Raw genomic sequence first — 22,958 nt, 5'->3', positions numbered from 1 at the left:
GTGCCCGGAGTTTAGTCGCTGGCCATCCGCTCGACCCCCTGCTTGAGCAGGGACTCGAAGCCCGCTGAACGGATCCGGCGGACAAGATCGGCGTAGCTCGTGCCCAGCGCCTCGGCAGTCCGGCCCAGATGCCAGTCGTGGTCGTGCAGCCGGTTCAGCAGATGGCCGCGCCGGATCTGCGCCTCGGAGAGCCGGAAGGTCTTGAGATAGGCGACGCGGCCCTTGTGGTCGGTGATCGCCTCGCCGATGTGCTGTTCGGACTCCCCGCGCCTGAAGGGCGGCAGGAAGCGCCACAGGCTGAACGAGCTCATCGCGTAGACCCGCTCGAAGGAGTACGACGCGTCGAGCAGCCGGGCCGCCAGCAGCGTGTCGTGGTTCTCGGCCCACGCGCGTTCCTGCGCCCGGGCCGCGGCCCGAAGGTCGGCGAGCGTCTTCAGGTGCCCGCCATCGCGGATGCGCGCCTCGAAGTCCGGCACCGGGCCGCCGAAGAAGGCGTACTGGTGGACCAGTTCCCCGTACAGATCCTCGATCAGGGACGGGTGCAGGGCGCGGTAGTCGGCCGGATGCGGTACGACGAAGGCCGCGGCGAGCGAGTCGGCGGCGTACACCAGCACTCCGCACTGACCGGGGTGGATCTCGAAGATCCGCAGCGCTTCCCCGAGGCCGCGCACCTGCCATCCGGCGTACGTGTCCTCGGCGCGCGGCGACAGGCCCTGGCGCAGCGCCTGCTGGGACCACTCGTCCCAGACGATGGACGGGCCGCCGAAGTGCAGTGCCAGATAGCCCTCCAGCGCCAGATGGAGGGGCAGGAAACGCAGCCGGTTCTCGGCGACCCCCTTGGTGGAGCGGCGCTTGGCCAGCCGGTGGTGACGGCGTACCGGTACACAGGCGGGCGGCTGATCGCCCAGCTGCGTTCCGTACGCGGCCGACTGACCGCCGTCGCCCGACCAGTCCGCGACGAAGCCGTGCGGAATGTAGGAGAGGTAATGCGCACGAGAGCCGAGATCGACCTCGCCGTAGCCGGCGCCGTAGATCTCGTGACGCAGCCGCAGCCCGTCCACCGGCTGATCGCGCACCAGCGGCACGAGCCGGATGCCGCCCCACACCTGGGCGGGCATGGTCGTAAGCCCGGTCATGTCCAGCTTGTTCACGACGCCCCCTGAAGGAACCGCTCCGTACGGCGGTCGAGATACGCCTGCAGCTCCGGCAGGCCGGTACGGCCCTCCGCGAACTGCGCTATCTCCACCAGCGCCGCCAGATCCTCCGCGTCGCGGATGCCGGCCGTCGGCACACTCGGCGCGAGGCGGCGCACATCGAAGCCGTCCGCGTCGTATACAGGGTTCACATGCACGACACTTGTGCTCCGGTCGGGGTCGAGCCTGGTGCGCCAGACCCGCAGCACCTCGCCGGCCAGTCCCGGCGGCGCGTTGTCCCAGCCGTCCGAGACGATCACCAGCCGCTCGGGGGAGTGCTCCAGGGCGTCCAGAATCCGGGTGCCGAGCGGAGTCGGCCCCCACGGCCGCACCAGCAGCGGATCGGCCGAACCCGAAGTCCAGTGCGCGCGGTACGAACCGGCCAGCGCCTCCAGCAGGAAGTGGCAGCCGAGCGCGACCGCGAGCGGACGGCGGCGCTTGACGCCCGAGCCGGACGAGGAATAGCTGTCGTCCAGCACGGCCGCGACCCGCCCCCACGTCCCGGCGTACGGCCCCGCGGCACGCAGCGCCGCGGCCCGCAGCGCGCCGGTCAGCTCGGCCCGCCGCCGCAGCCGCTCCGCACGCTCGAGCGAGAGGACATACAGGGCGAGGCGGGTGAGCGGCATGACGCTCAGCTCGGTTCGCGTCCCGGCCGACTGCGTACGCAGCCGCTCAAGACGGGTCATCCGCGGCGCGATCCGCTCCAGGAACGCCTCGCGCGCGATGCCGTGCTTCGCCGCGAAGCCCTCGGCGACGGTGAACGGCAGCTCGTAGACCGCGCTCTGCTCGAAGTGGGCGCGGCGGTACGCCTCCAGGAAGCCGTGGTCATAGCGCACGCGCTTGCCGGGCCGGAACAGGAAGTCGCCGAACTCGCCCTTGCCGAACTCGCCCTCGCCAAAGGAGAGATGGGCGTGCCGAGCCGCGGTCTTCAGCCCGCTGCGGTACTTCACCGCGTCATGGCCGAGGTCCGGCCGCGCCGCCAGCCAGTCGCGCAGGATCGCGCGCGTACGGCGGTTGTTCACCTTGGCGGCGCGCAGCGTACGGAACAGCCGGTAGACGCGCTGCGGCGGCAGCATGGCAAGCCGGGCCGCGATCAGCAGCCCCTCCGCCCGCTTCTGCTCTGCGCTCGCATCGCCCGCAGTGCGCAGCAGCTGCTCCACGATCCGCGCGGCGTTGTGGTCGTTGATGTCGAGGGCGAGCGAAGACGCGTACACGGAACGGTAATTGACCCGTACATACTCATGCAGGAAGGAGAGCGACAGCCGCTGCTCATACGCCTGCGAGCGGAATTCGCGCTGTCCGGTCGCCGTGACGGCGGCGTTCACGAAGAGGAGCACGTCCTCGGCCGCGATCAGGTCGGCGTAGGTCTCCGCCATTGATTCCCCCTGCGTACACACACGGAAGCCGGCCGGGGAATGGGGGCGCGATCAGCGAAATCACTGCGTCACAAGCAAGTCCCGGAAGTCGCACCGGAGTCCCGCGGCCGGCTGGCGAAAAACGTAACACCGTTGGCTTTGCGTTACCCGGGATTTTTCCGCGGTTGGCACACTGGGCGGTATGACGAAGCCCGCGAAGCAGCTGCGTGTCGGACTCCTCGGCGCCGGCCCCTGGGCGGAGCGCACCCAGGCACCCGCGCTCGCCGCCCACCCTGATGTCGACTTCGCCGGAGTGTGGGCCAGGCGGCCCGAGGCGGGCGCCGCCCTCGCCGCCGCGTACGGCACGACGGCCTACTCCGGCGAGGACGGCGTCGACGCTCTCTTCGCCGCCTGTGACGCGGTCGCCTTCGCGCTGCCGCCGGACGTCCAGGCGCCGCTCGCGGCCAGGGCGGCCGCGGCCGGCTGCCACCTTCTGCTGGACAAGCCGGTCGCGACGAGTGTGGCGGCGGCGCGGGAGACGGCCTTGGCGGCGGAGCGCGCCGGGGTCGCCTCTGTGGTCTTCTGCACGCTGCGCTTCGCCGCGGACACGGTGCCCTGGATCGCTGAACAGGCCGCGGTGGACGGTTGGTTCACGGCCCACGCGCAGTGGCTCGGCTCGCTGTACGCGCCCGGCCAGGACAGCCCGTACGCCGCGTCGCCGTGGCGGCGTGAGAAGGGCGGGCTGTGGGATGTCGGTCCGCATGTGCTGTCCGTACTGATCCCGGTGCTGGGCGATGTGACGGCGGTGACGGCGGCGCGTGGCCCGGTGGACACCGCGCATCTGGTGCTGCGGCACACCTCGGGGGCGTCGAGCACGGCGACGCTGAGCCTGAGCGCGCCGGTGAAGGCGGCGGGCGCGAGCATCGAGCTCATCGGCGATCATGGGACGGCCGCGATGCCACAGCGGGGCGACGCGGTGCGCTCGTTCGGGGCGGCGGTGGACGCGCTGCTGGAGTCGGCGCGAACGGGGCGGGCGCACGACTGCGACGTACGGTTCGGGCTGCGGCTGACCGAAATCCTCGCTGAGGCGGAGGCCGAGCTTCTGCAGCGCGGCTAGCAGGGAGCGGGCCAGGACGGTGCCGTCGCCATGAAGGTGGAGAACGGCACCGTCCTGATTTCCGTCAGGGATCAGCCGACGCGTTCGATCCGCGCCTTGCGGATCAGGAACTTGCCGGGCTCGCGGACCTGCTCGAAGGCCGCGTTGTTCAGCAGGGCGCAGCTGCCGGAGACGGAGGCGACCTTGACGGTCGTGGACTTGCTGTTGTCGAGATTGGTCACCTTGAGGGTGGTGCCGACCGGGAACTGGTTGCTGGATGCGGCGGGCGCGCCGCCCTCACCGGACAGGGTCACGGTCGAGCCCGCGCAGACGACTTCGCCGCCGGCGCCCTGGTCGCCGCCTTGACCGTTGCCGCCCTGGTCGCCGGCCGGCGGCTGCTCTTCTGCGGGCGGCTGCTCCTCCGCGGGCGGGTCGGCGGGCGGCTGTCCCTCGGCCGGCGGCTGCTCTTCAGCCGGGGGCTGCCCTTCGGCCGGGGGCTGCTCGGCGGGAGGAGCGGCCTCGCCCCCACCCCCTCCGACTTCGCACCCGGAAGCCGCCTGCTTCCGCTTGATCTCCTCGATTACAGCCTGCCGGTTGGCGATCCGCGCCTCGGACTGCGCATCCGGATTCGCACGCTGGCCGGCGATGAAGTTCTCGTTGTTCTGCAGGGCGGTGACCAGTCCGTCGCAGGCTACCGACGCCTGGCTGGTGCCGGTCATCGCCACTGCCGTACCGCCGATTGCGACGGCGGCGCCGACGAGCAGAGCGATCTTCTTCTTCGGGCTGAGGGTCTTCTTGCGGGACACGTGGGACTCCTGTCGGGTCGGTTCCGTGTGCCGTTACGTACGAGTAGGAATCCCGGCTTTCTCAGCCGCCCCACCTACAACATCCTTAACTTTTCTTAAGGCAGCGAGCGGCAGAGAGCGTCCAGCGCCCCGCCGTAGGTGTGCTCGGGCGGCGTCGCGTATCCGACGACCAGCCCGTCGCGTCCGTCCGCCGGAAAGTCCGGGTGGCGGTAGTCGGCCAGCCCCTCCACCGCCAGTCCCTGCCAGGCCGCGGCATTCACCACGGCACGCTCGGTCCCCGGGCGGGAGTTGGAGCACGGCATGCAGCCCCGCCGCGATCCCGGTCACCCGCACCTGCGGAGCCCGCTCCGCCAGGACGGTCATCACGATGGCGTCCCGACGAGCTGCTCGGGCAGCACCATCCAGCCGATCCGCAGGGTGGGGAGAGGCTCTGGGCACGGACGAGCGGTGACCTCACTGTGACGTCCTAGGACCGCCCGAGCGCGTCCCGTACGGCCTCATCCGTACGCGCCACGACAGCCGTACCGTCGTCAGCCGTGATGATCGGCCGCTGAATCAGCTTGGGGTGCTGCGCGAGGGCAGCCACCCACTGATCCCGCGAACCCTCGTCCCGCGCCCACTCCTTGAGCCCGAGCTCCTTCGCCGCGGCTTCCTGCGTCCGCGCGATGTCCCACGGCTCCAGCCCGAGCCGCCCGAGGACGGCCCGGATCTCGTCCTCGCTCGGCACGTCGTCGAGGTAGCGCCGGACGGTGTACGCGGCGCCCTCCTCGTCGAGCAGATCGATGGCGCTGCGGCACTTGGAACAGGCGGGATTGATCCAGATCTCCATGCCGTCACCGTACCGCTCACACGCCCCTCAAACACCGTCTGGCCAGGGGGGATTGTCAGTGGCGGCCGGTAGACTGAACAGTAGTTCGGGATGGTCCCGCCACCGCGCCAGGAGGTTGCCGATGGCCGTTGCCACACTCATGACGAAGCCCGTGTACCAGCCGCTGAAGAAGAAGCCGCTCCCGGCAGGACAGCCGCGCGAGTGGTACGTCTCCCACAACCGCCGACTGAAGGCCATGCGCCTGGCGATCGCCCTGCTCGACTCGGGCGTCTACCACCCGGCGACGGCCGACAATCGCAAGATACGAGCGACGGCGGAGAGCATCGGGATCCACCCGCCGTCGGACACGACGTGCCGGATGGTGCGGGCACTGATCCGTTACGGCCGCTGAGCGCCACGTCCCGCCGTCGCCACCTCAGGTGACGGCGGCGGGACGCGTGTCCGCATGTCTGCGTCTTCGCGTGTCCGCATTGTCCTGACGGCGGGCGGTCATGGGTCTGTTGGCAAAGGCGCTGAAGAGGTCCCTCGTAACAAGCTGACGGTCCCTGGTAACAACCCGCGCGCCCAAGGGTGCGGTTGGTGAGAAATAGGGCATTCTGACCCCCTCTCGCTTCGAGCCGCCCCGGGGGGCAGACATGTCGCATCCGCACCGCACCCTCCGTTCCCTTCGCAGATTCCTCGTCCTCTCGGCCGTCGGAGTGCTGAGCGCCGCCACCACGCTCGCCTCCGCCCCGCCCGCCGCTGCCGAACCGGCCACGGTGGTCCCCTATCCCGCGGGAGCGGGCGCAACCCGCTACTCCGGACTCGCCTTCGACACCTGTACGGCGCCGCCGCTGACGGCCATCCAGGCGTGGAGCGCGTCCCCGTACCGCGCCGTCGGTGTGTACATCGGGGGCGTCAACCGCACCTGCGCCCAGCCGCAACTGACCGCGTCGTGGGTCGCGTCCGTGTCGGCGCTGAAGTGGCGTCTGCTGCCCATCTACAAGGGCCTGCAACCGCCCTGCGGCGGCAAGCCCACCGACGCCAAGATCAGCTCCGTCGCGGCGACCGCCAGGTCCCAGGGCACGGCGGCGGCCACCGACGCCATCGCCAAGGCCAAGGCGCTCGGCATGCAGCCCGGCAGCGCCTTCTACAACGACATCGAGCACTACGTCCAGACGGATACCACTTGCCAGGCCGCAGTGCTGTCGTACGTCTCCGCCTGGACGAAAGAGCTGCACCGGCTCGGCTATGTCTCGGGCGTCTACATGAACCTCAACCTCGGGGCGAAGCAGCTCTCCGACGTCTACACGTCCACCGCCTATGCCCGTCCCGACGCGCTGTGGATCGCCCGCTACGACGGAGTCGACTCCCTGAAGGGCTGGACCAACATCGCCGACTCCAAGTGGGCCTCCCATCAGCGGGCCAAGCAGTTCAAGGGCGACCACAACGAGACCTATGGCGGCGTCACCATCAACATCGACACCGACCGGCTCGACGCTCCGGTCGCCACCGTGGCGTACACGTACACGGCGACGAGCTCCACCACACTCAACGCCCGCACCGGTCCATCGACGGGCTACCCCGTCGCCAAGTCGTACGCGCCCGGGTCCTCCCTCAAGGTGGTGTGCCAGGCGCCCGGTTCCACCGTCGGCAGCACCCGCGTATGGAACAAGCTCTCCGACGGCACGTACGTCACGGACTACTACGTCAGCACCCCGTCCAACGCCACCTACAGCGCCCCGCTGCCGCGCTGCACGTACCCGTACCAGACCACCGCCCCCGGCGGGCTCACCGAGCGCAGCGGCCCCGGCTCCTCGTACGCCGCCGTGGGGACGTTGCCCAACGGGTCCCTTGCATGGGTGTACTGCCAGCGGGCCGGCTCGGCGGTCGGCACCAGCAAGATCTGGGACAGGATGGACAACGGCCGCTATGTCTCGGACTACTACGTGGCCACCCCCAGCAACACGACCTACAGCAAGCCGGCTCCACGCTGCTGACGGACGCAGGTCCGGTGTCGCGCCCGGCGGCGATCAATCCGGCCGCCGGGCGCGCCCCGCCCGCGTCGGCAGGGGGCCGGCCGCCGGGGCGCGATCACGGCCGGGGCGCGTTCAGATCCGGGCGCTGAGGCGCGCCTGCGCGGCGGGCCACTCCTCGGCGAGGATCGAGAAGTAGACGCTGTCCCGCCAGGTGCCGTCCGGCCGCTGCTTGTGTCGGCGCAGCACTCCTTCGCGCTGCGCACCCAGGCGGGCGATGGCGGCCTGAGACCTCTCGTTCATGTGGTCGGTCTTCAACTGCACGCGCCCCATGCCCAGTTCATCGAAGGCATGGCTCAGCAAGAGCAGCTTCGTCTCGGTGTTGACCGCAGTACGCCAGGACGCGCGGCCGTACCAGGTCCAGCCGATCTCCAGCCGTTCGTTCTCCGTATCGATGTCCATGTACGTGGTCCAGCCGACGGCCCTGCCCGTCGCGCGATGAATCACGGCGAACGGTAGGTACTCGCCCTGCTCGGCGGCGGTAAGCAGCTCAGCGAGCTTGAACCCCAGTTCCTCCTGCGTGCGCGGCGTCGGCCCGCCCTGCCAGCGCCAGACTTCGTCGTCCCCGCCGCCCGCGGCGAAGAGGTCTCCGAGATGATCCGTCGTCAAGGGTTCGAGGCGCACGTGATGGCCGGTCAGCGTCACAGGAAGCGGTGTCTTGGCAGGCATGGCTCGAAGCGTAGCGGCCATCTGCACTAGCTTCAATCCAGTTATGCACTAGTGCAAAAGGCCGCCGCAGAGGCCGTGCGGTGCGGCTAGGGTGCCCAACTGTCCTGACCGACGAAGGGATCACAGTGGCTCAGCCGGAGACCGACGACCGTCACCAAGCTGCCCTCGCGCCCGCGCTCGAATCAATGACCCTCCTCGTCGCGGCCGTAATCGTCCACGACGTGGCGACCGAGCGTGTGGTCCTCCTCCAGCGCGGCCCGAGCAACAAATTCGCGCCAGGCATGTGGGATCTCCCCGTCGGCAAGAGCGACCCGGGCGAGCCGATCACCGAAACCGCGGTTCGCGAACTCCACGAGGAGACCGGCCTGATCGTCAAGTCCGACGCCCTGCGAGTAGCGCACATCATTCATGGCGCCTGGGGCGTCGAAGCGCCCAACGGATTCCTCACCGTCGTCTTCGCCACCCAGGAATGGTCCGGGGAGCCCGAGAACCTCGAACCGGGGAAGCACGCCCAGGTCTGCTGGACCGACGCCAGAGCCCTTCCCGCGGACTTCGTACCCACGTCGGTCACAGCTCTGCGCCGGTACCTGGCCGGTGGAGCAGAGGTATCCCTGAACGGCTGGGCAACGTGACGACTCGGTCCCGGTCCGGTCCGGGCCTCCTCGCGGCTCGAATGTGCCGCGTCTACACAGTGTGACGTGTCACAGACAACTCGGCGGCGCTGTGGGAGCTTCAACTCTGCTACCTCTCAGTTGAGTTGATGGCGAGCCGAGGCTCCGTGGCTTCCGGCTCGGGACGGTCTGCCCGCATGTGGAGAGGATCGAATGAGCACTTTGGAAGCCGTGGCGCTCGACCAGGTGGTCGACACGGCCCGGTATCCCCTGTCCGAACTCGAGAGCGCCGAGGGGCAGGCCGTGGTTTCCCGTGCCCGGCGCGAACTGTTGGCTCTCGGCTGCACCGTGCTGCCGGACTTCATCCGTCCCTCGCTCCGCGATGTCCTGCGGCAGGAGTGCTCGGCCATCGCCCCCCGGGCGCACTTCGACGTGGAAACGGTCAACGTCTACAACATCGCGGTGGACTCGGCCCTGCCGGAGGACCACCCCGGCCGGAGGACCTTCCAGCGGGGCAACGCGTTTGTCGCGCGGGACCGCATCCCCGCAGGCTCCCTCATCAGCCGGCTCTACTCCCACAAGGTGTTCCAGCGCTTCATCGCCGACTGCTTCAGACTGCCGCAGCTGCACGAGCTGGCGGACCCGCTCTCCGGGCTCGTTCTCAACGTCGTCGCGCCAGGCATGGAGCACCCCTGGCATTTCGACACCAACGAGTTCACCGTCAGCATGCTCACCCAGGAAGCGCAGGCCGGCGGCGTCTTCGAGTACTGCCCGAACATCAGGTCCGCGCACGACGAGAGCTTCGACGACGTCCGGGACGTACTGGACGGCCGGGGCGAGCGGATGACCCGGCGCCTCCCCCTGCAACCTGGTGACCTGCAACTGTTCAAGGGCCGCTACTCGCTGCACCGGGTGAGCCCCGTGCAGGGCGAAGTCGCGCGCCACTCCGCGATATTCGCCTACAGCGAGCGCCCCGGCGTCATCGGGAGCGTGGCACGGACCCGGCAGCTCTTCGGCCGGGTACTGCCCGAGCATCTGGCAGCCGGGGGCCGGACCGTCAGGGGCGATCAACTGCTGGATTAGCGGGCGCCGAGGACGTGCGCCGGCCAAGGACGTGCGCGCTCGGCCGCAGTCGTCGTAGGCAGCCCCCCACTCTGCGATCCACGGAGGAGTAAGCCCTGTGCGTTTCGACGCGAACGGAAAAGTCTCGCTCGACCACATCTACACACAGCCCGATCCGCGCAGCTATTTCAGTGTGCTGCGCCCGCTCGGCTACTGCGTTCCGCAACAGGCCAAGCCCTACTTCGCGAAGCTCATCAAGGAGTACCGCGAGTCCCAGCACGTAGCGGTGCCGAAGGTGCTGGACGTCGGGTGCTCGTACGGAATCAACGCCGCCCTGCTGAAGTACGACGCGACCATGGACGAGCTGTACGCGCGCTACTGCGGCGAAGGTCGCGAGGGGGAGAGCCGCGAAGCCCTGCTGGCCCGCGACCGGGAGCTGTCCCGGTCGCGCCGGCCCGCGCAGCGCATCCGCTTCGTCGGCCTCGACTCCTCGGACAGTGCGCTGTCCTACGCGCTCGAGGCCGGGTTCCTCGACGACACGGTGCACGCCGACCTGGAGGCGCACGAGCCCACACCACGGCAGCGCGCCCAGTTCGCCGGGACGGACCTGGTGATCTCGACGGGCTGCCTCGGCTACGTAACCGAGCGGACGCTCACACGCGTCGTCCGGGCGCAGGGCGCCCGCCGGCCCTGGATGGCGCACTTCGTGCTGCGGATGTTCCCGTACGACCCCGTCGAGAGCGCGCTGGACGAGCTGGGGTACCGGACCACCCGTGTAGAAGAGGTGTTCAAACAGCGGCGGTTCGCCTCACCGGAGGAGCAGGCGCTCGTGCTGGAGAGGATGTCGGCCGCCGGGGTGGATGCGCGGGGCCTGGAAGCGGAAGGCTGGCTATACGCACAGCTCTACCTCTCCCGGCCGTACGGCGCATCAGGTCCCTGAGGCCGGGGAACTCGCCGCCCGCGAGGAAACCACAGGTCACCACGATCCGAATCGAGAGCAGAATTGAACACCAGCCAGCACATGGCAGCCATGACGACCTTCGCCCAGGAGGACAGCCTGCCGCGCGTGCCGCTGCCCACGCTGGAGGCGAGCTGCGAGAGGTTCCTCGCATGGTGCGCGCCGCTGCTGACCGCCGACGAACGGGCGGCGACCGAGGCAGAGGTGACCGCCTTCCTCCGTCCTGACGGTCCCGGCCGGGTCCTGCAGGCGGCGCTGGAGGAGTACGACGCCACGGAGGGCGTGCACAGCTGGCTCGACACCTTCTGGCCGTACCGCTACCTGGGCCGCCGGGACCGGATCGCGCTCAACGCCAACTTCTTCTTCCTGTTCAAGGACTCCGGCCGGCCGCAGGTGGAGCGGGCGGCCGGGCTCATCGCCGGGGCCGTCAACTACAAGCGTCAGCTCGACCAGGGGCTCATCCCGCCGGTGGTGCAGCGCGGTGTGCCCCAGTCGATGGTGCAGAACAAATTCCTGTTCTCCGCCACCCGGATCCCCGGCGCGCAGCAGGACACCGTCCGTGCCCCCTACTCCGCGCAATCGCCGGGCCCGTCCAAGGCCCGGCACATCGTGGTGTTCTTCCGGGGCGGCATGTTCCGACTGGACGTGCTCGGTGCGGACGGTGTCCCGCACAGCCTGGACGACCTCGAGGCGGGGCTGCACGCCGTAATGAAGGCCGGTGCCGAGCCGGCCGCCGCGGACACCTCGGTGGGCCACCTCACCACCATGGCCCGCGCGGAATGGGCGGCCGCCCGGGAGTCGCTGCTCGCCTGCCACCCCCGCAACGCGGACGCGCTGGACGACATCGAGACCGCGCTGTTCTGCGTCTGTCTGGAGGACTTCGCACCCGCGGACACCCAGGCGGTGTGCGACGAACTGCTGTACGGCGACCGCGGCAACCGCTGGTTCGACAAGGCCGTGTCCTTCATCGTCTTCGCCGACGGCCGGGCGGGGATCAACGTGGAGCACTGCGAGCTGGACGGAACCACCATTCTCAGCTTCACCGACGCCCTGCTGACCACCCAGGCCGAGGAACACTCCAGCCAGTCCGGAGCCCGCTCCCAGGGGTTGCCGGCGCTGGAGCCGGTCGTGTTCGAGCTGGACGACGTCCTGCGAGCCCAGGTGCGCTCCGCGGCCGACGCGTTCGCCGCGTACGGGGAGAACACCGCGACCAGCACGGTGTCGTTCGCGGACTTCGGCAGCAACGCGGCCAAGGCGCTGGGGGTGTCGCCGGACGCGTTCGTCCAGGTCGCCTACCAACTCGCCCACCAGCGCGCCAAGGGGCACCTGGGCGCCACGTACGAGTCGATCGCCACCCGGCAGTACCGGCTCGGGCGGACCGAGGCGATGCGCGTCGTCACCCCCGGGATGCGCGATTTCGTCGCGGCGATGGAGGACCCGGCAGCGGACGCGGACACCCGGCGCGCCGCGTTCCGGGCAGCCGCCGAGCAGCATGTGGCCCGAGCGAAGGAGTGCCAGCTCGGGCAGGCGCCCGAGCAGCACCTGTGGGAGCTGGAGCTGATCCAGCGGCGCCGCGGGGCGGAGCTGGGAGTGACCGAGCAGCCGGCGCTGTACCGGACGCAGGGCTGGCTGACGATGCGGGACGACTACCTGAGCACCAGCTCCGCTCCGTCCGCCAACATCCAGTACTTCGGCTTCGGCTCGACCAGCAGCAGGTGCATCGGCGTCGCGTATGTGCTGCTGCCCGAGCGGTTCAACATCTATCTGAGCACGCCGCTGGCGGTGGCGGACCAGATGCGGACCTTCGCCGACCGGCTGCGGGAGGCGGTGGGCGAACTGCGGGAGTTGCTGGCGCCCGAGCGGTCCGGGGACTGACGGAGAGCCGGGAGGGCCGCCACCTCGCATCGGGGTGGCGGCGTCTTCCGCGTCACGGAGGTGAAACCGCGAGGAGGCGGACTATTTCTCGTCGAAGCGACATGCTGGAAACCGCTCGTAGCAGTTTCCCAGGGTGCGCGCGGAAGGCCGCTCAAGTCGCCGGGCCTGTGACCTGGGCCTACGATGCTCTTGGAGCTTTGTCCCCTCGTGACGGGAGCCGGCTCATGACGCGCTTGTACACACGGCTGCGCAGGGGGGCGGCTGCCGCCGTGGCGGCCGGGCTGCTGGTCATCTTCTTGCCCGCGGAATCCGCGTACTCCCAACCCACCCCGGAACCAACCGCATCCGCATCCGCATCCTCCGCGTTCCCGCAGCTCACTCCCGCCGTGGCCACGCAGTTGGACAAGGCAGTCACACAGGTCATGCGCGAAGCGAACGTGCCCGGCGTGACGGTTGGACTGTGGGTTCCCGGCAAGGGCAGTTACGTCCGCGCGTTCGGGGTCGCCGACAAGGCGACGGGCGCGCGTATGTCCACGGACCTGTATATGCGGATCGGGAGCGAAACCAAGACGTTTACCGTGACTGCCCTGCTCAAGCTGGTCGACCAGGGCAAAGTCGGCCTGGACGACCCGATCGGGAAGTACGTGGACGGTGTCCCCAACGGAGACCGGATCACCCTGCGCGAGCTTGCGGGGATGCGCAGCGGGCTCTTCAACTACTCCATGGACCCGGGATTCTTCAAGGCACTCACAAGCGATCCCCGACGGCCGTTCACACCGCAGGAGTTGCTCGCGTATTCCTTCAAGCACCCTGTGCAGTTCCAGCCCGGCGAGAAGTTCGATTACTGCAACACCAACTTGATCCTGGTCGGCCTCGTGGTGGAGAAGGTCAGCGGTCAGCCCCTCGCGGAGTACATCGAGCGGAACGTCCTCGAACCGGCGGGCTTGAAACACACACTCTTCCCGAAGGCCGCGGAGTTCCCGACGCCGCACGCCCACGGCTACACCGACCAGACGGCGACCGGCAAGGTCGAGGACGCGACGGACTGGAACCCCTCCTGGGGCTGGGCCGCCGGAGCCATGATCTCCGACCTGAACGATCTGCGTAGCTGGGCCCACACCCTCGCCACCGGCACACTGCTCACTCCCGCCACGCAGGCTCAGCGCATGAAGATGTCCCCCAGCGGCCTGCCGGACACCGGTTACGGCCTGGGCATCTTCAACGTCGCGGGCTGGATCGGCCACAACGGCTCGCTGCCCGGGTACGAGTCCCTGGTCGTCTACCTGCCGGAGGCGAAGGCGACGCTGGTCGTGCTCCTCAACACGGACATCAACTACGAGGGCTCTGAACCGAGCACGCTCTTCGGCCAGGCGATCACCCGCATCGTGTCCCCGCAACACATCTTCAAACTGCCTGCCCAGCCGGCGGGGCAGTGAGCCAGGCCGGCCACTGGTACCGACTGAAAAGGGCCGTCGGCCGCGCTCTCCGGTGAGGGAAGAACACGGCCGACGGCCCACAGACGGCCCAGGCGAGCGGGACCTCGCTCTGACCTGCTGCGTTCATAGATGTTCGAAGAGCTGATGTGGCGGGTTGACTACCTCAAGGTCTGTAATCGCGTACACCGCTAACCAACGGGAGTGGTCGTTGTTGGTCGCCCTGGGCGGCCGCCCACCGACCGCCCCGTTCTGGCCCTCCTCTTTGGGACCCGGTTTGAGGATTGCCTCAGGCGTAAGACGACGGCCCAAGAGGCGGGGCGTACAGCCCCGCCTCACGGCGTAAGCGAGGATCGGGTGTCCGTGGTCGTCCGGGAGGAGTCACCTGGTGTCGAGGCATCTGGCTCCCTGTTTGGCTCCCTGCGGGACTCATTGCTGAAACTTGTTGCGCAGGAACTCATACAGTGCGGCAGCGACTTGGGATCGGGCGCGCCGTGCGGCCCTGGGACCGGCCCGGGCTATGCGGCCTCCGCCTGGTCGGCGAGCAGCAGCTCGGACAACTGCTCCTGAGTAGCGGCGTATGCAGGGTGGTTGGTGATCGTCGCGCGGTCCCGAGGACGCGGGATCGGCACCGGGATGATCGTGCGCACCGACGGCTGCGGCGGGTTGGACATGACCACGATCCGGTCGGCGAGCAGAATCGCCTCATCGAGCCCGTGCGTGACCATGAGTACCTTCTCTGTCTCCGACTCGTTGCCCCACAGCTCGACGAGTTGTTGCTGCAATCGCGAGCGAGTGAGGGCGTCCAGCGCACCGAACGGCTCGTCCAGCAGCAGGGTGCGGGGTCCCACGGCGAAGGCCCTGGCGACCGCGGCGCGCTGAGCCATGCCGCCCGACACCTGACCTGGGCGCTTGTCGCGGTGCTCCCACAGCCCGACAGCGGTCAGATACCGCTCGACCATGTCGTCGGCCTTTGTCCGAGACCAGTCCGGCCGTGCCGCGCGGACGGCCTCGCGCACATTGGAGAGAAGGCTCAGCCGGGGCAGCAGTGAGTAGTTCTGGAAGACCATCGCCCGTTCGGGACCTGGCCCGGTGACCGTCTGACCGTCCACCACGACCTCACCCGCGTCCGGGCGGACCAGCCCACCGACCAGATTGAGCAGCGTCGACTTGCCGCAGCCCGAGTGGCCGATGAAGGAGACGAACTCCCCTTCGTCGACGGTCAGGTCGACACCCCGCAGGACATGCTGAGCGGCTGCCCCCCTTCGGCGGAACTTCTTGTGCAGCCCGCGGATCTCGACGGTCACGACTGAACCTCCTCGATAGCTACCTTGCGCGAAACCCGCACGAGAATCACGTCAAGGACCAGGCCGACAAGACCGATGAGCACGATCGCGGCGACGACTGTGCTGAGGTTCCCGGCGTTGTACGAGTCCCACACGAAGAACCCGATCCCCGCATTGCCGGAGAGCATCTCGACCGCCACGATGACCATCCATGCGATGCCCATCGACAGCCGCAGTCCGGTGATGATGGACGGCAAAGCGTTGGGCACGAGCACATGCCGTAGGTAGGCCAGGCGGCCGAACCGGAAGACTCGCGCAACGTTGCGGTGGTCCCGCGGGATCTCCGCCGCGCCGGCCGCGGTGTTGAGCAGCGTTGGCCAGAGCGCGGTAATGAAGATCACGAATACCGAGGCCTGGTCAGCGTCCTTGAACACGGCCAGCCAGATCGGGAACCAGGCCAGCGGCGACACGGGACGCAGCACCTGCACCACCGGGTTGAACGCCAGCCAGGCCCGGTGGCTCGCGCCGATGAGCAGGCCGGCCAGTACCCCGACCACAGCGGCCAGCGCGAAGCCGGTGAACACCCGCTGCAGCGAGATGCCCAGTTGACGGCCTATTCCCTTGTCGTTCGGGCCATTGTCGTAGAACGGATCCGCGAGCAGGTCAACCAGCGCCCGGGCCCCGTCGAGCGGGGTCGGGACGTCAGCTGACCGGGACGCGGCAAGCTGCCAGAGCAGCACGATGGCGGTGGTACCGATCATGGCCCAGCTGATGCCGCGGCCGATCTCGGCGAGCCGGCTCCCCCAGACGCCGGGGTCGGGCGGGCCGGACGGTTGTGGCCCGGTGGCCGGCGCCACTGCAGGATCAGCCTGGTCCGTGCCGGTCAGCGACGTGGTCATTGCCGCTTCGCCTCCTCCTTGGGCTTGGCAGGGTCGAACGTTGCGCCATCGAGCTTGACTGGGAACGGGCTCATGTCGTCGCCCGGTACGTCGATGCCCTCCTTGCCGGCGACCTCTTCGTAGAGGTCGCGCAGGACGATCTCATCGGCGATCTTGGCGTAGGGCGGCGCTTCCTTGAGCAGTCCGAAGCGCTGATACTGGCTAAGGAACCAGATCGCGTGTGCGCGCCGTGGCGCGGAGGCCTTGCCGTCGCGGAAGAACATCATCTGGTCGCCGCTGTACTTCTTCTCGCCGAGGTCCGCTCCCAGCTCGTAGGTCCCCAGCAGTCGGCCTTCGATGTCCTTCGCAGGCGCGTTGACGTACTTCGCGGCGCCGATCGTCGTCGCCGCCTTGGCGCGGTTGTCCAGGTCATCGAGCCACTTCGCCGCCTTGAGGATGGCCCCCATCACGTCGGCCAGGACTTCTTTGCGCTCCGTTACGAACTTGGCGCCCGCGACCAGGGCCTTCTCCGGGTGGTGCTGCCACAGGTCCTGGGTGGTCAGGTGAGTGAAGCCGATGCCTTGCTGGACCGCGACGGCGTTCCAGGGTTCCCCGACGCAATAGCCGTCCATGTTGCCGACCTTCATATTGGCAACCATCTGCGGTGGCGGGACCGGAACGATCTTGACGTCCGACAGATCGGCCTTGGTGGCTTTCAGCCAGTAGCGCAGCCAGGTGTCGTGCGTGCCGCCAGGGAAGGTCATGGCCAGGGTCGGCGACTTCTTCTCCAGCAGTGCCCGGGCGGCTTCCAGGTCCGCGTAGCCGGCGTCGGCGAAGTCCTTCTTGAGGGTGATGGCCTGGCCGTTGTTGTTGAGCACCATGGCTATCTTGAGGTCGGTCGAACCCGTGCCCGCGATCTTTGATGCAACGGACAGGGGCAGGCTGAAGAGAGCATGAGCGGCATCGATCTGCCCGTTGAGCAGGTTGTCCCGGGTGGCCGGCCACGAGGCCTGCTTGATCAATTCGACGTTGAGGTCGCGCTCGGCGAAGTACCCGAGTTCTTTCGCCATCACCAACGGAGCACAGTCGGTCAACGCGATGAACCCAAGTCGCACGGTACGGCCGGGCTTGGCTGATGAGGACTTCTTGTCGGCCGATCCGCACGCGGTGAGGGCGCTGCCCAGCGAGGCAGTGAGGGCGGCTGTTCCAGTAAGGCGCAGGAAGCCTCTGCGCCCGAGGTTGTTCTCCATGGCCAGAACGTAGGGGTCCACCGCGACGGTGGAATTGCGTATGCGTCAAGGACGTAAATCACACATCTCGCAGCCCCGTGGGCACGCAGTGTGAGGCGGGTGAAACGAGCTGCGACTCGTCCGGCCCACCGCCACGTCCAGCGCGTCACCGCCGAGCGTGCTCAGGACGGGCCGCCCTCGACGCCGCATTCAGTGCGGACGTCGAGGGCAAAGGCGACGACGGAGCCCGCCCCCGCCGCGGCCTGAAAGGCACCCATAGAAACGGCCGTCGGCCGCGCCTTCCGGGAGCGGAAGAACACGGCCGACGGTCCACAGACTGCCCAGGCGAACGGAAACCCGCTCTGACCTGCGGCGTTCTTAGATGTCGAAGTACAGCTCGAACTCGTGCGGGTGCGGCCGCAGCTGAATCGGGGCGATCTCGTGCGTCCGCTTGTAGTCGATCCACGTCTCGATCAGGTCCGACGTGAACACCCCGCCCGCCTGCAGGTACTCGTTGTCCGCCTCCAGCGCCTCCAGCACCGCCGGGAGCGAGGTCGGGACCTGCGGGACGCTTGCGTGCTCGTCGGGGGCGAGCTCGTAGAGGTCCTTGTCGATCGGCTCCGCCGGCTCGATCTTGTTCTTGACGCCGTCGAGGCCCGCGAGCAGCAGTGCCGAGAACGCCAGGTACGGGTTCGACGACGGGTCCGGCGCGCGGAACTCCACGCGCTTCGCCTTCGGGTTCGAGCCCGTGATCGGGATGCGCATCGCCGCCGAGCGGTTGCGCTGCGAGTAGACCAGGTTGACCGGCGCCTCGAAGCCCGGGACCAGGCGGTGGTACGAGTTCACCGTCGGGTTCGTGAAGGCCAGCAGCGACGGGGCGTGCTTCAGGATGCCGCCGATGTAGTAGCGGGCGGTGTCCGAGAGGCCCGCGTAGCCCTGCTCGTCGTAGAAGAGCGGGGAGCCGCCCTGCCACAGGGACTGGTGGACGTGCATGCCCGAGCCGTTGTCGCCGAAGATCGGCTTCGGCATGAAGGTCGCGGTCTTGCCGTTGCGCCAGGCGACGTTCTTCACGATGTACTTGAAGAGCATCAGGTCGTCGGCCGCGGCCAGCAGCGTGTTGAACTTGTAGTTGATCTCAGCCTGGCCGGCCGTGCCCACCTCGTGGTGCTGGCGCTCGACCTGGATGCCGGACGCCTCCAGCTCCAGGGAGATCTCGGCGCGCAGGTCGGCGAAGTGGTCGACCGGCGGGGCCGGGAAGTAGCCGCCCTTGTAGCGGACCTTGTAGCCGCGGTTGTCCTCGACCGCACCGGTGTTCCAGGCGCCGGCCTCGGAGTCGATGTGGTAGAAGCCCTCGTTCGACGTGGTGTTGAAGCGCACCGAGTCGAAGACGTAGAACTCGGCCTCGGGGCCGAAGTACGCGGTGTCCGCGATGCCGGTGGAGGCGAGGTAGGCCTCCGCCTTCTTGGCGATGTTGCGCGGGTCACGGCTGTACTGCTCGCCCGTGATCGGGTCGTGGATGAAGAAGTTGATGTTGAGCGTCTTGTCCTTGCGGAACGGGTCGAGCCGCGCCGTCGACAGGTCCGCGCGCAGCGCCATGTCGGACTCGTGGATCGCCTGGAAGCCGCGGATCGACGAGCCGTCGAAGGCCAGCTCGTCGGACGGGTCGAACGCCGTCGCCGGGATCGTGAAGTGCTGCATCACGCCGGGAAGATCGCAGAACCGGACGTCGACCATTTTGACGTCGTTGTCCGCGATGAACTTCTTGGCGTCGTCGGCGTTCTGGAACATCCAACTCCTCCTACTCCCGACCCGGGAAGGGCGGGGTTGTAGCTCTTCGTGCGGCCAGTGCGGTGGCACACGCTGAGACCCGACCTTAGGCAGACGGGATTTCTCAAGCATGACCCATTTGTTTCGCCGAAGTTAACCGGGCCGGGAGTCGAAGCCGCGTCAAGGCCCCGCCTTCAGGTGGGTGAAACCGGGCGCAGTACCGTGTACGGGTGGACAACAGGCAAGCAATCGGATCGTGGCTCTCCGGGCCCCGCGCGGCGGCCGAGGACATGGGCGCCGACTTCGGTCACCGGGGTGAGCGGCTGGGTCTGCCGGAGGCGGGACCGGGCTCCATCGCCCCCCTCGGGCGGCGCTTCGGCGCCGTCCTCATCGACTGGGGGCTGTGCCTCCTGATCGCATACGGGCTGTTCGCGAACGGTGACCGGCAGGGCGCCGGGAACTGGGCGCTCGGCATCTTCCTCGTACTGAGCGTGCTGACCGTCGGAACCGTCGGTTTCACGCCCGGCAAGCGGATCCTCGGGCTGCGCGTCATCTCCGAGGACGGCGGGCGGCTCGGGATCTTCCGGGTTCTCGTACGCAGCGTGCTCCTCTGCCTCGCGATCCCGGCCCTCATCTGGGACCGCGACGGGCGCGGGCTGCACGACCGCCTCGCCCGCGCCGTACAGGTGAGGATCTGACCCGTTAGAGGAGATACAGAGGCGGCCCGGACGCATTCGTCCGGGCCGCCTCTGCATCTCGTACGCGTATCTCGTACGAGGTCAGCGCATCTTTCCGCCCCGCGGCATCCGCATACCCTTCGGCATCGGACCCTTCGGCAGCGGCATATTGCTCATCAGGTCGCCCATCGCCCGCAAGCGGTCGTTCGCCGCCGTGACCTGCGGCCCGGTGAGCACCCGCGGCAACTTCAGCATCGTCGTGCGCAGCTTCTTCAGCGGCACCTGGTCCTCGCCGGTGCCCACGATGATGTCGTGCACCGGCACGTCCACCACGATGCGCGCCATCTTCTTCTTCTCGGCCGCCAGCAGCGACTTCAGCCGGTTCGGGTTGCCCTCCGCCACCAGCACGATGCCGGCCTTGCCGACCGCCCGGTGCACCACGTCCTGGCTGCGGTTCATCGCCACCGCCGGGGTCGTGCTCCAGCCGCGGCCCACGTTCTCCAGCACCGCGGCCGCCGCGCCCGGCTGGCCCTCCATCTGCCCGAAGGCCGCTCGCTCGGCGCGGCGTCCGAAGACGATCGCCATCGCGAGGAAGGCCAGCAGGAATCCGAGGATGCCCAGATAAACGGGGTGGTCGATCAAGAAACCGATCGCGAGGAGGACACCGAAGGTGACGATTCCCACAGCCGCGACGACAAGACCGACCTTCGAGTCGGCCTTCCGGGTCATCTTGTACGTCAGGGCGATCTGCTTCAGTCGCCCGGGGTTCGCAGCAGCGTCAGCGCTGTCTGAGTTTGCCTTCCTCGCCATAACCAGAAGTTTACGTGGCTCAGGAAGTGCGGTCGGCCACGGCCTCCAGCACATGCTGCGCCTCGACCCGGTCCTTGGCCCGGCGTCGGTCTTCGAGGACCGCCGTCCATGCGTTCCTGCGGGCGGTGCGCTGGCCGCTGCCGAGGAGCAGCGACTCCATGGCGCGCAGGGCATCGGTGACGGACGGGATGGCGGTAGCGCGTACGGGACGAACCGGCGCGGCCTGCATGTGGATGTCCCCCCTCGGGGTGAGATCGGGGTGCGAGACGAAGAGCGGGAGCGGTGCGGGGCTGTACGGAGAGCGGTGCCTGCTGTGCACAGAGCGAGCGGTGCGTGCTGTGCGTAAACCCAGGGTCACTGATTGGTGTTACCAGGGCATGACCGACCGGTCAAACACCGATGAAACCTTTATGCGCCGCGCCCGAACGCTGACGCGGCCCGTACGCCGCCCCCGACCTGCGGGGAGGGTACGAGCCGCGTACAACTCGCCATTACTGGCCAGTAGTTGTCTGTGCCCGAATTCACACGGCTTGCGACGAGACCACCGCGCCCCGGCGCTCGATCGCCTGCTGGTACAGCCGGCCCGCGCGGTACGAGGAACGGACCAGCGGACCCGACATCACACCGGAGAAGCCGATCTCCTCGGCCTCCTCCTTCAGCTCCACGAACTCGTGCGGCTTCACCCAGCGCTCGACCGGGTGGTGGCGTACGGAAGGACGCAGATACTGGGTGATCGTGATCAGCTCGCAGCCCGCGTCGTGCAGGTGCCGCAGCGCCTCGCTGACCTCCTCGCGCTCCTCGCCCATGCCCAGGATGAGGTTCGACTTGGTGACCAGGCCCGCCTCGCGGGCGCGCGTGATGACCTCGAGGGAGCGCTCGTAACGGAAACCGGGGCGGATCCGCTTGAAGATCCGCGGCACGGTCTCGACGTTGTGCGCCAGCACCTCCGGGCGGGACGAGAAGACCTCGGCCAGCTGCTCCGGCACCGCGTTGAAGTCGGGGATGAGGAGCTCGACCTTGGTGCGCCCCGCCTCGCGCTCCGACGTCATCGAGTGGATCTGGCGCACCGTCTCGGCGTACAGCCAGGCGCCGCCGTCCTCCAGGTCGTCGCGCGCGACGCCGGTGATGGTGGCGTAGTTCAGGTCCATGGTGACCACGGACTCGCCGACGCGGCGCGGCTCGTCGAGGTCGAGGGCGGCGGGCTTGCCGGTGTCGATCTGGCAGAAGTCACATCGCCGGGTGCACTGGTCGCCGCCGATGAGGAAGGTCGCCTCGCGGTCCTCCCAGCATTCGTAGATGTTCGGACAGCCGGCCTCCTGGCACACGGTGTGCAGACCTTCGCTCTTCACGAGTTTCTGCATCTGCGTGTACTCGGGACCCATCTTCGCCCGGGTCTTGATCCACTCGGGCTTGCGCTCGATGGGCGTCTGGCTGTTCCGGACCTCCAGGCGCAGCATCTTGCGTCCGTCGGGTGCGACTGCGGACACGTCCGGCTCCCTACGACTTCGATTCTTCGGCGGACACCAGGGTACGCCCGTTATTTGTGTGGCCCTACGTCTGGCCAACCCCAGGCCGCAGGGGTGCATTCCCTAGACGGCGGCCTCGATGGGCCTCGGTCGCAGGTCCGCGTTCTCCAGGACGGCCCGCAGGTGCTTCTCGGTGACCGGAAGCACATCGGCGATCGTGATCTCGCGGCCCAGCTCGTACGTCAGTGACGTCACGCCCGCGTCCCGGATCCCGCACGGCACGATCCGGTCGAACCAGGTGTTGTCCGGGTTCACATTCAGCGCGAAGCCGTGCATCGAGACGCCCTTGGCGATACGGATGCCGATCGCCGCGAGCTTGCGGTCCTCGCGGCGCTGGCCGGCGTTGGAGGGTGCGTACTCCGGGCCGTTCAGCCGCGGGTCGAACTCCTCGTCCTGCAGGCGCGGGTCGAAGTCCAGCGAGAGACCGCCGATCGCCGGGCGGTCCTCGACCGGGTCGCCCAGCACCCACACACCGCTGCGGCCCTCGATACGGGTGGTCTCCAGGCCGAACTCCGCGCAGGTGCGGATCAGCGCGTCCTCGAGCCGGCGCACATGCGCGACGACGTCCACCGGGCGCGGCAGCTTCAGGATCGGGTAGCCCACCAGCTGGCCCGGGCCGTGCCAGGTGATCTTGCCACCGCGGTCGACGTCGACGACGGGGGTGCCGTCCAGGGGGCGCTCGCTGTCCTGTGTGCGCCGGCCCGCCGTATACACCGGCGGGTGCTCCAGGAACAGGCAGGTGTCCTCGATCTCGTCCGCGAACCGGGCGGCGTGGACCTCGCGCTGTTTCTGCCACGCCTCTTGGTACTCGACGGCTTCGTCGCCGAACCCTAGTTGGACGAACCGCAGCTCACTCACGGCTGAGCCTCCCTGGAACCCTCAC

The 22,958-nt window shown here is 68.6% G+C and carries 22 protein-coding genes and 1 pseudogene; 9 read left to right on the top strand and 14 right to left on the bottom strand.

The window, feature by feature from the left end; genetic code table 11:
* Nucleotides 1–11 precede the first annotated feature (11 nt).
* Nucleotides 12–1,151, bottom strand: a complete 1,140-nt coding sequence (locus tag ACZ3H8_RS13130) for an ARPP-2 domain-containing protein (protein ID WP_467400921.1) — start codon at nucleotides 1,149–1,151, stop codon at nucleotides 12–14.
* Entirely contained in the window at nucleotides 1,148–2,569 is a 1,422-nt protein-coding gene (locus tag ACZ3H8_RS13125; protein ID WP_467400919.1) for a hypothetical protein, read from the bottom strand. Before ACZ3H8_RS13125 ends, ACZ3H8_RS13130 begins: the two co-directional genes overlap by 4 nt.
* Nucleotides 2,570–2,750: 181 nt before the next feature.
* On the opposite strand from ACZ3H8_RS13125, the gene ACZ3H8_RS13120 reads away from it, so the two are divergent.
* A complete protein-coding gene (locus tag ACZ3H8_RS13120) occupies nucleotides 2,751–3,665 on the top strand; it encodes a Gfo/Idh/MocA family protein (protein WP_467400916.1) in 915 nt (304 codons plus the stop codon).
* A gap of 71 nt (nucleotides 3,666–3,736) precedes the next feature.
* Here ACZ3H8_RS13120 and ACZ3H8_RS13115 read toward each other — a convergent pair whose 3' ends face one another.
* From ACZ3H8_RS13115 to ACZ3H8_RS13105, 3 genes and pseudogenes are all read right to left on the bottom strand, one after another.
* Nucleotides 3,737–4,450 (bottom strand): hypothetical protein, encoded by a 714-nt coding sequence (locus ACZ3H8_RS13115; RefSeq protein ID WP_467400914.1) that lies wholly within the window; start codon nucleotides 4,448–4,450, stop codon nucleotides 3,737–3,739.
* Between the two features lie 95 nt (nucleotides 4,451–4,545).
* Nucleotides 4,546–4,831: pseudogene (locus ACZ3H8_RS13110) on the bottom strand (PLP-dependent aminotransferase family protein); the annotation flags it as partial.
* Nucleotides 4,832–4,916: 85 nt separating this feature from the next.
* Nucleotides 4,917–5,279, bottom strand: coding sequence for an arsenate reductase family protein (locus ACZ3H8_RS13105; protein WP_467400911.1), 363 nt, complete (start codon nucleotides 5,277–5,279; stop codon nucleotides 4,917–4,919).
* A 121-nt stretch (nucleotides 5,280–5,400) separates the two neighbouring features.
* Between ACZ3H8_RS13105 and ACZ3H8_RS13100 the strand changes: the two genes are divergently transcribed.
* Both ACZ3H8_RS13100 and ACZ3H8_RS13095 read left to right on the top strand, forming a co-directional pair.
* On the top strand, nucleotides 5,401–5,670 hold the full coding sequence (locus ACZ3H8_RS13100; protein WP_215097884.1) for a hypothetical protein: 270 nt from the start codon (nucleotides 5,401–5,403) through the stop codon (nucleotides 5,668–5,670).
* Nucleotides 5,671–5,914: 244 nt separating this feature from the next.
* The gene (locus tag ACZ3H8_RS13095; protein ID WP_467400907.1) at nucleotides 5,915–7,258 is read left to right on the top strand and encodes a glycoside hydrolase domain-containing protein; all 1,344 of its coding nucleotides are present in this window, start codon (nucleotides 5,915–5,917) and stop codon (nucleotides 7,256–7,258) included.
* Between the two features lie 111 nt (nucleotides 7,259–7,369).
* Here the strand turns inward: ACZ3H8_RS13095 and ACZ3H8_RS13090 are convergent, their stop codons facing one another.
* Nucleotides 7,370–7,963 carry a GNAT family N-acetyltransferase gene (locus ACZ3H8_RS13090; protein ID WP_467400905.1) on the bottom strand — a complete coding sequence of 198 codons (594 nt, stop codon included), beginning with the start codon at nucleotides 7,961–7,963 and terminating at the stop codon, nucleotides 7,370–7,372.
* 125 nt (nucleotides 7,964–8,088) lie between these two features.
* Between ACZ3H8_RS13090 and ACZ3H8_RS13085 the strand changes: the two genes are divergently transcribed.
* The 5 genes from ACZ3H8_RS13085 (at nucleotide 8,089) to ACZ3H8_RS13065 (ending at nucleotide 13,905) form a co-directional block, all read left to right on the top strand.
* Nucleotides 8,089–8,595, top strand: coding sequence for an NUDIX domain-containing protein (locus ACZ3H8_RS13085; RefSeq protein WP_467400902.1), 507 nt, complete (start codon nucleotides 8,089–8,091; stop codon nucleotides 8,593–8,595).
* Between the two features lie 192 nt (nucleotides 8,596–8,787).
* The gene (locus ACZ3H8_RS13080; RefSeq protein WP_467400900.1) at nucleotides 8,788–9,657 is read left to right on the top strand and encodes a HalD/BesD family halogenase; all 870 of its coding nucleotides are present in this window, start codon (nucleotides 8,788–8,790) and stop codon (nucleotides 9,655–9,657) included.
* A gap of 97 nt (nucleotides 9,658–9,754) precedes the next feature.
* Nucleotides 9,755–10,576: a methyltransferase domain-containing protein gene (locus tag ACZ3H8_RS13075; RefSeq protein WP_467400898.1), complete on the top strand. Its 822-nt coding sequence runs from the start codon at nucleotides 9,755–9,757 to the stop codon at nucleotides 10,574–10,576.
* A 90-nt stretch (nucleotides 10,577–10,666) separates the two neighbouring features.
* Nucleotides 10,667–12,469, top strand: a complete 1,803-nt coding sequence (locus ACZ3H8_RS13070; RefSeq protein WP_467401298.1) for a choline/carnitine O-acyltransferase — start codon at nucleotides 10,667–10,669, stop codon at nucleotides 12,467–12,469.
* Nucleotides 12,470–12,693: 224 nt separating this feature from the next.
* Nucleotides 12,694–13,905 (top strand): serine hydrolase domain-containing protein, encoded by a 1,212-nt coding sequence (locus ACZ3H8_RS13065; protein WP_467400895.1) that lies wholly within the window; start codon nucleotides 12,694–12,696, stop codon nucleotides 13,903–13,905.
* 515 nt (nucleotides 13,906–14,420) lie between these two features.
* Here ACZ3H8_RS13065 and ACZ3H8_RS13060 read toward each other — a convergent pair.
* The 4 genes from ACZ3H8_RS13060 to glnA all read right to left on the bottom strand — a co-directional run bounded on the left by ACZ3H8_RS13060 (nucleotide 14,421) and on the right by glnA (nucleotide 19,083).
* On the bottom strand, nucleotides 14,421–15,209 hold the full coding sequence (locus ACZ3H8_RS13060) for an ABC transporter ATP-binding protein (protein WP_389178010.1): 789 nt from the start codon (nucleotides 15,207–15,209) through the stop codon (nucleotides 14,421–14,423).
* The gene (gene ntrB / locus ACZ3H8_RS13055) at nucleotides 15,206–16,087 is read right to left on the bottom strand and encodes a nitrate ABC transporter permease (RefSeq protein ID WP_467400891.1); all 882 of its coding nucleotides are present in this window, start codon (nucleotides 16,085–16,087) and stop codon (nucleotides 15,206–15,208) included. The genes ACZ3H8_RS13060 and ntrB overlap by 4 nt, the downstream gene beginning before the upstream one ends.
* Complete coding sequence (locus tag ACZ3H8_RS13050; RefSeq protein WP_467400889.1) at nucleotides 16,084–17,316, bottom strand: CmpA/NrtA family ABC transporter substrate-binding protein; 1,233 nt, start codon at nucleotides 17,314–17,316, stop codon at nucleotides 16,084–16,086. Before ACZ3H8_RS13050 ends, ntrB begins: the two co-directional genes overlap by 4 nt.
* 357 nt (nucleotides 17,317–17,673) lie before the next feature.
* Entirely contained in the window at nucleotides 17,674–19,083 is a 1,410-nt protein-coding gene (gene glnA / locus ACZ3H8_RS13045) for a type I glutamate--ammonia ligase (protein WP_398987614.1), read from the bottom strand.
* 209 nt (nucleotides 19,084–19,292) lie between these two features.
* Here glnA and ACZ3H8_RS13040 point away from each other — a divergent pair, with 209 nt between their 5' ends.
* A complete protein-coding gene (locus tag ACZ3H8_RS13040; RefSeq protein ID WP_467400885.1) occupies nucleotides 19,293–19,760 on the top strand; it encodes an RDD family protein in 468 nt (155 codons plus the stop codon).
* 81 nt (nucleotides 19,761–19,841) lie between these two features.
* Here the strand turns inward: ACZ3H8_RS13040 and ACZ3H8_RS13035 are convergent, their stop codons facing one another.
* The 4 genes from ACZ3H8_RS13035 to lipB form a co-directional block, all read right to left on the bottom strand.
* Nucleotides 19,842–20,549 (bottom strand): DUF4191 domain-containing protein, encoded by a 708-nt coding sequence (locus ACZ3H8_RS13035; protein WP_398987618.1) that lies wholly within the window; start codon nucleotides 20,547–20,549, stop codon nucleotides 19,842–19,844.
* A 19-nt stretch (nucleotides 20,550–20,568) separates the two neighbouring features.
* The gene (locus ACZ3H8_RS13030) at nucleotides 20,569–20,778 is read right to left on the bottom strand and encodes an SCO2195 family GlnR-regulated protein (RefSeq protein WP_307666000.1); all 210 of its coding nucleotides are present in this window, start codon (nucleotides 20,776–20,778) and stop codon (nucleotides 20,569–20,571) included.
* A gap of 292 nt (nucleotides 20,779–21,070) precedes the next feature.
* A complete protein-coding gene (lipA, locus tag ACZ3H8_RS13025) occupies nucleotides 21,071–22,036 on the bottom strand; it encodes a lipoyl synthase (RefSeq protein WP_467400882.1) in 966 nt (321 codons plus the stop codon).
* Between the two features lie 102 nt (nucleotides 22,037–22,138).
* On the bottom strand, nucleotides 22,139–22,933 hold the full coding sequence (lipB, locus tag ACZ3H8_RS13020) for a lipoyl(octanoyl) transferase LipB (RefSeq protein WP_467400880.1): 795 nt from the start codon (nucleotides 22,931–22,933) through the stop codon (nucleotides 22,139–22,141).
* Between the last annotated feature and the right edge of the window lie 25 nt (nucleotides 22,934–22,958).

It is taken from the genome of Streptomyces sp. NPDC002868, assembly GCF_055563295.1.
The sequence above is the reverse complement of the archived record's forward strand: the minus strand, read 5'-3'. Positions and strand labels throughout refer to the sequence as shown.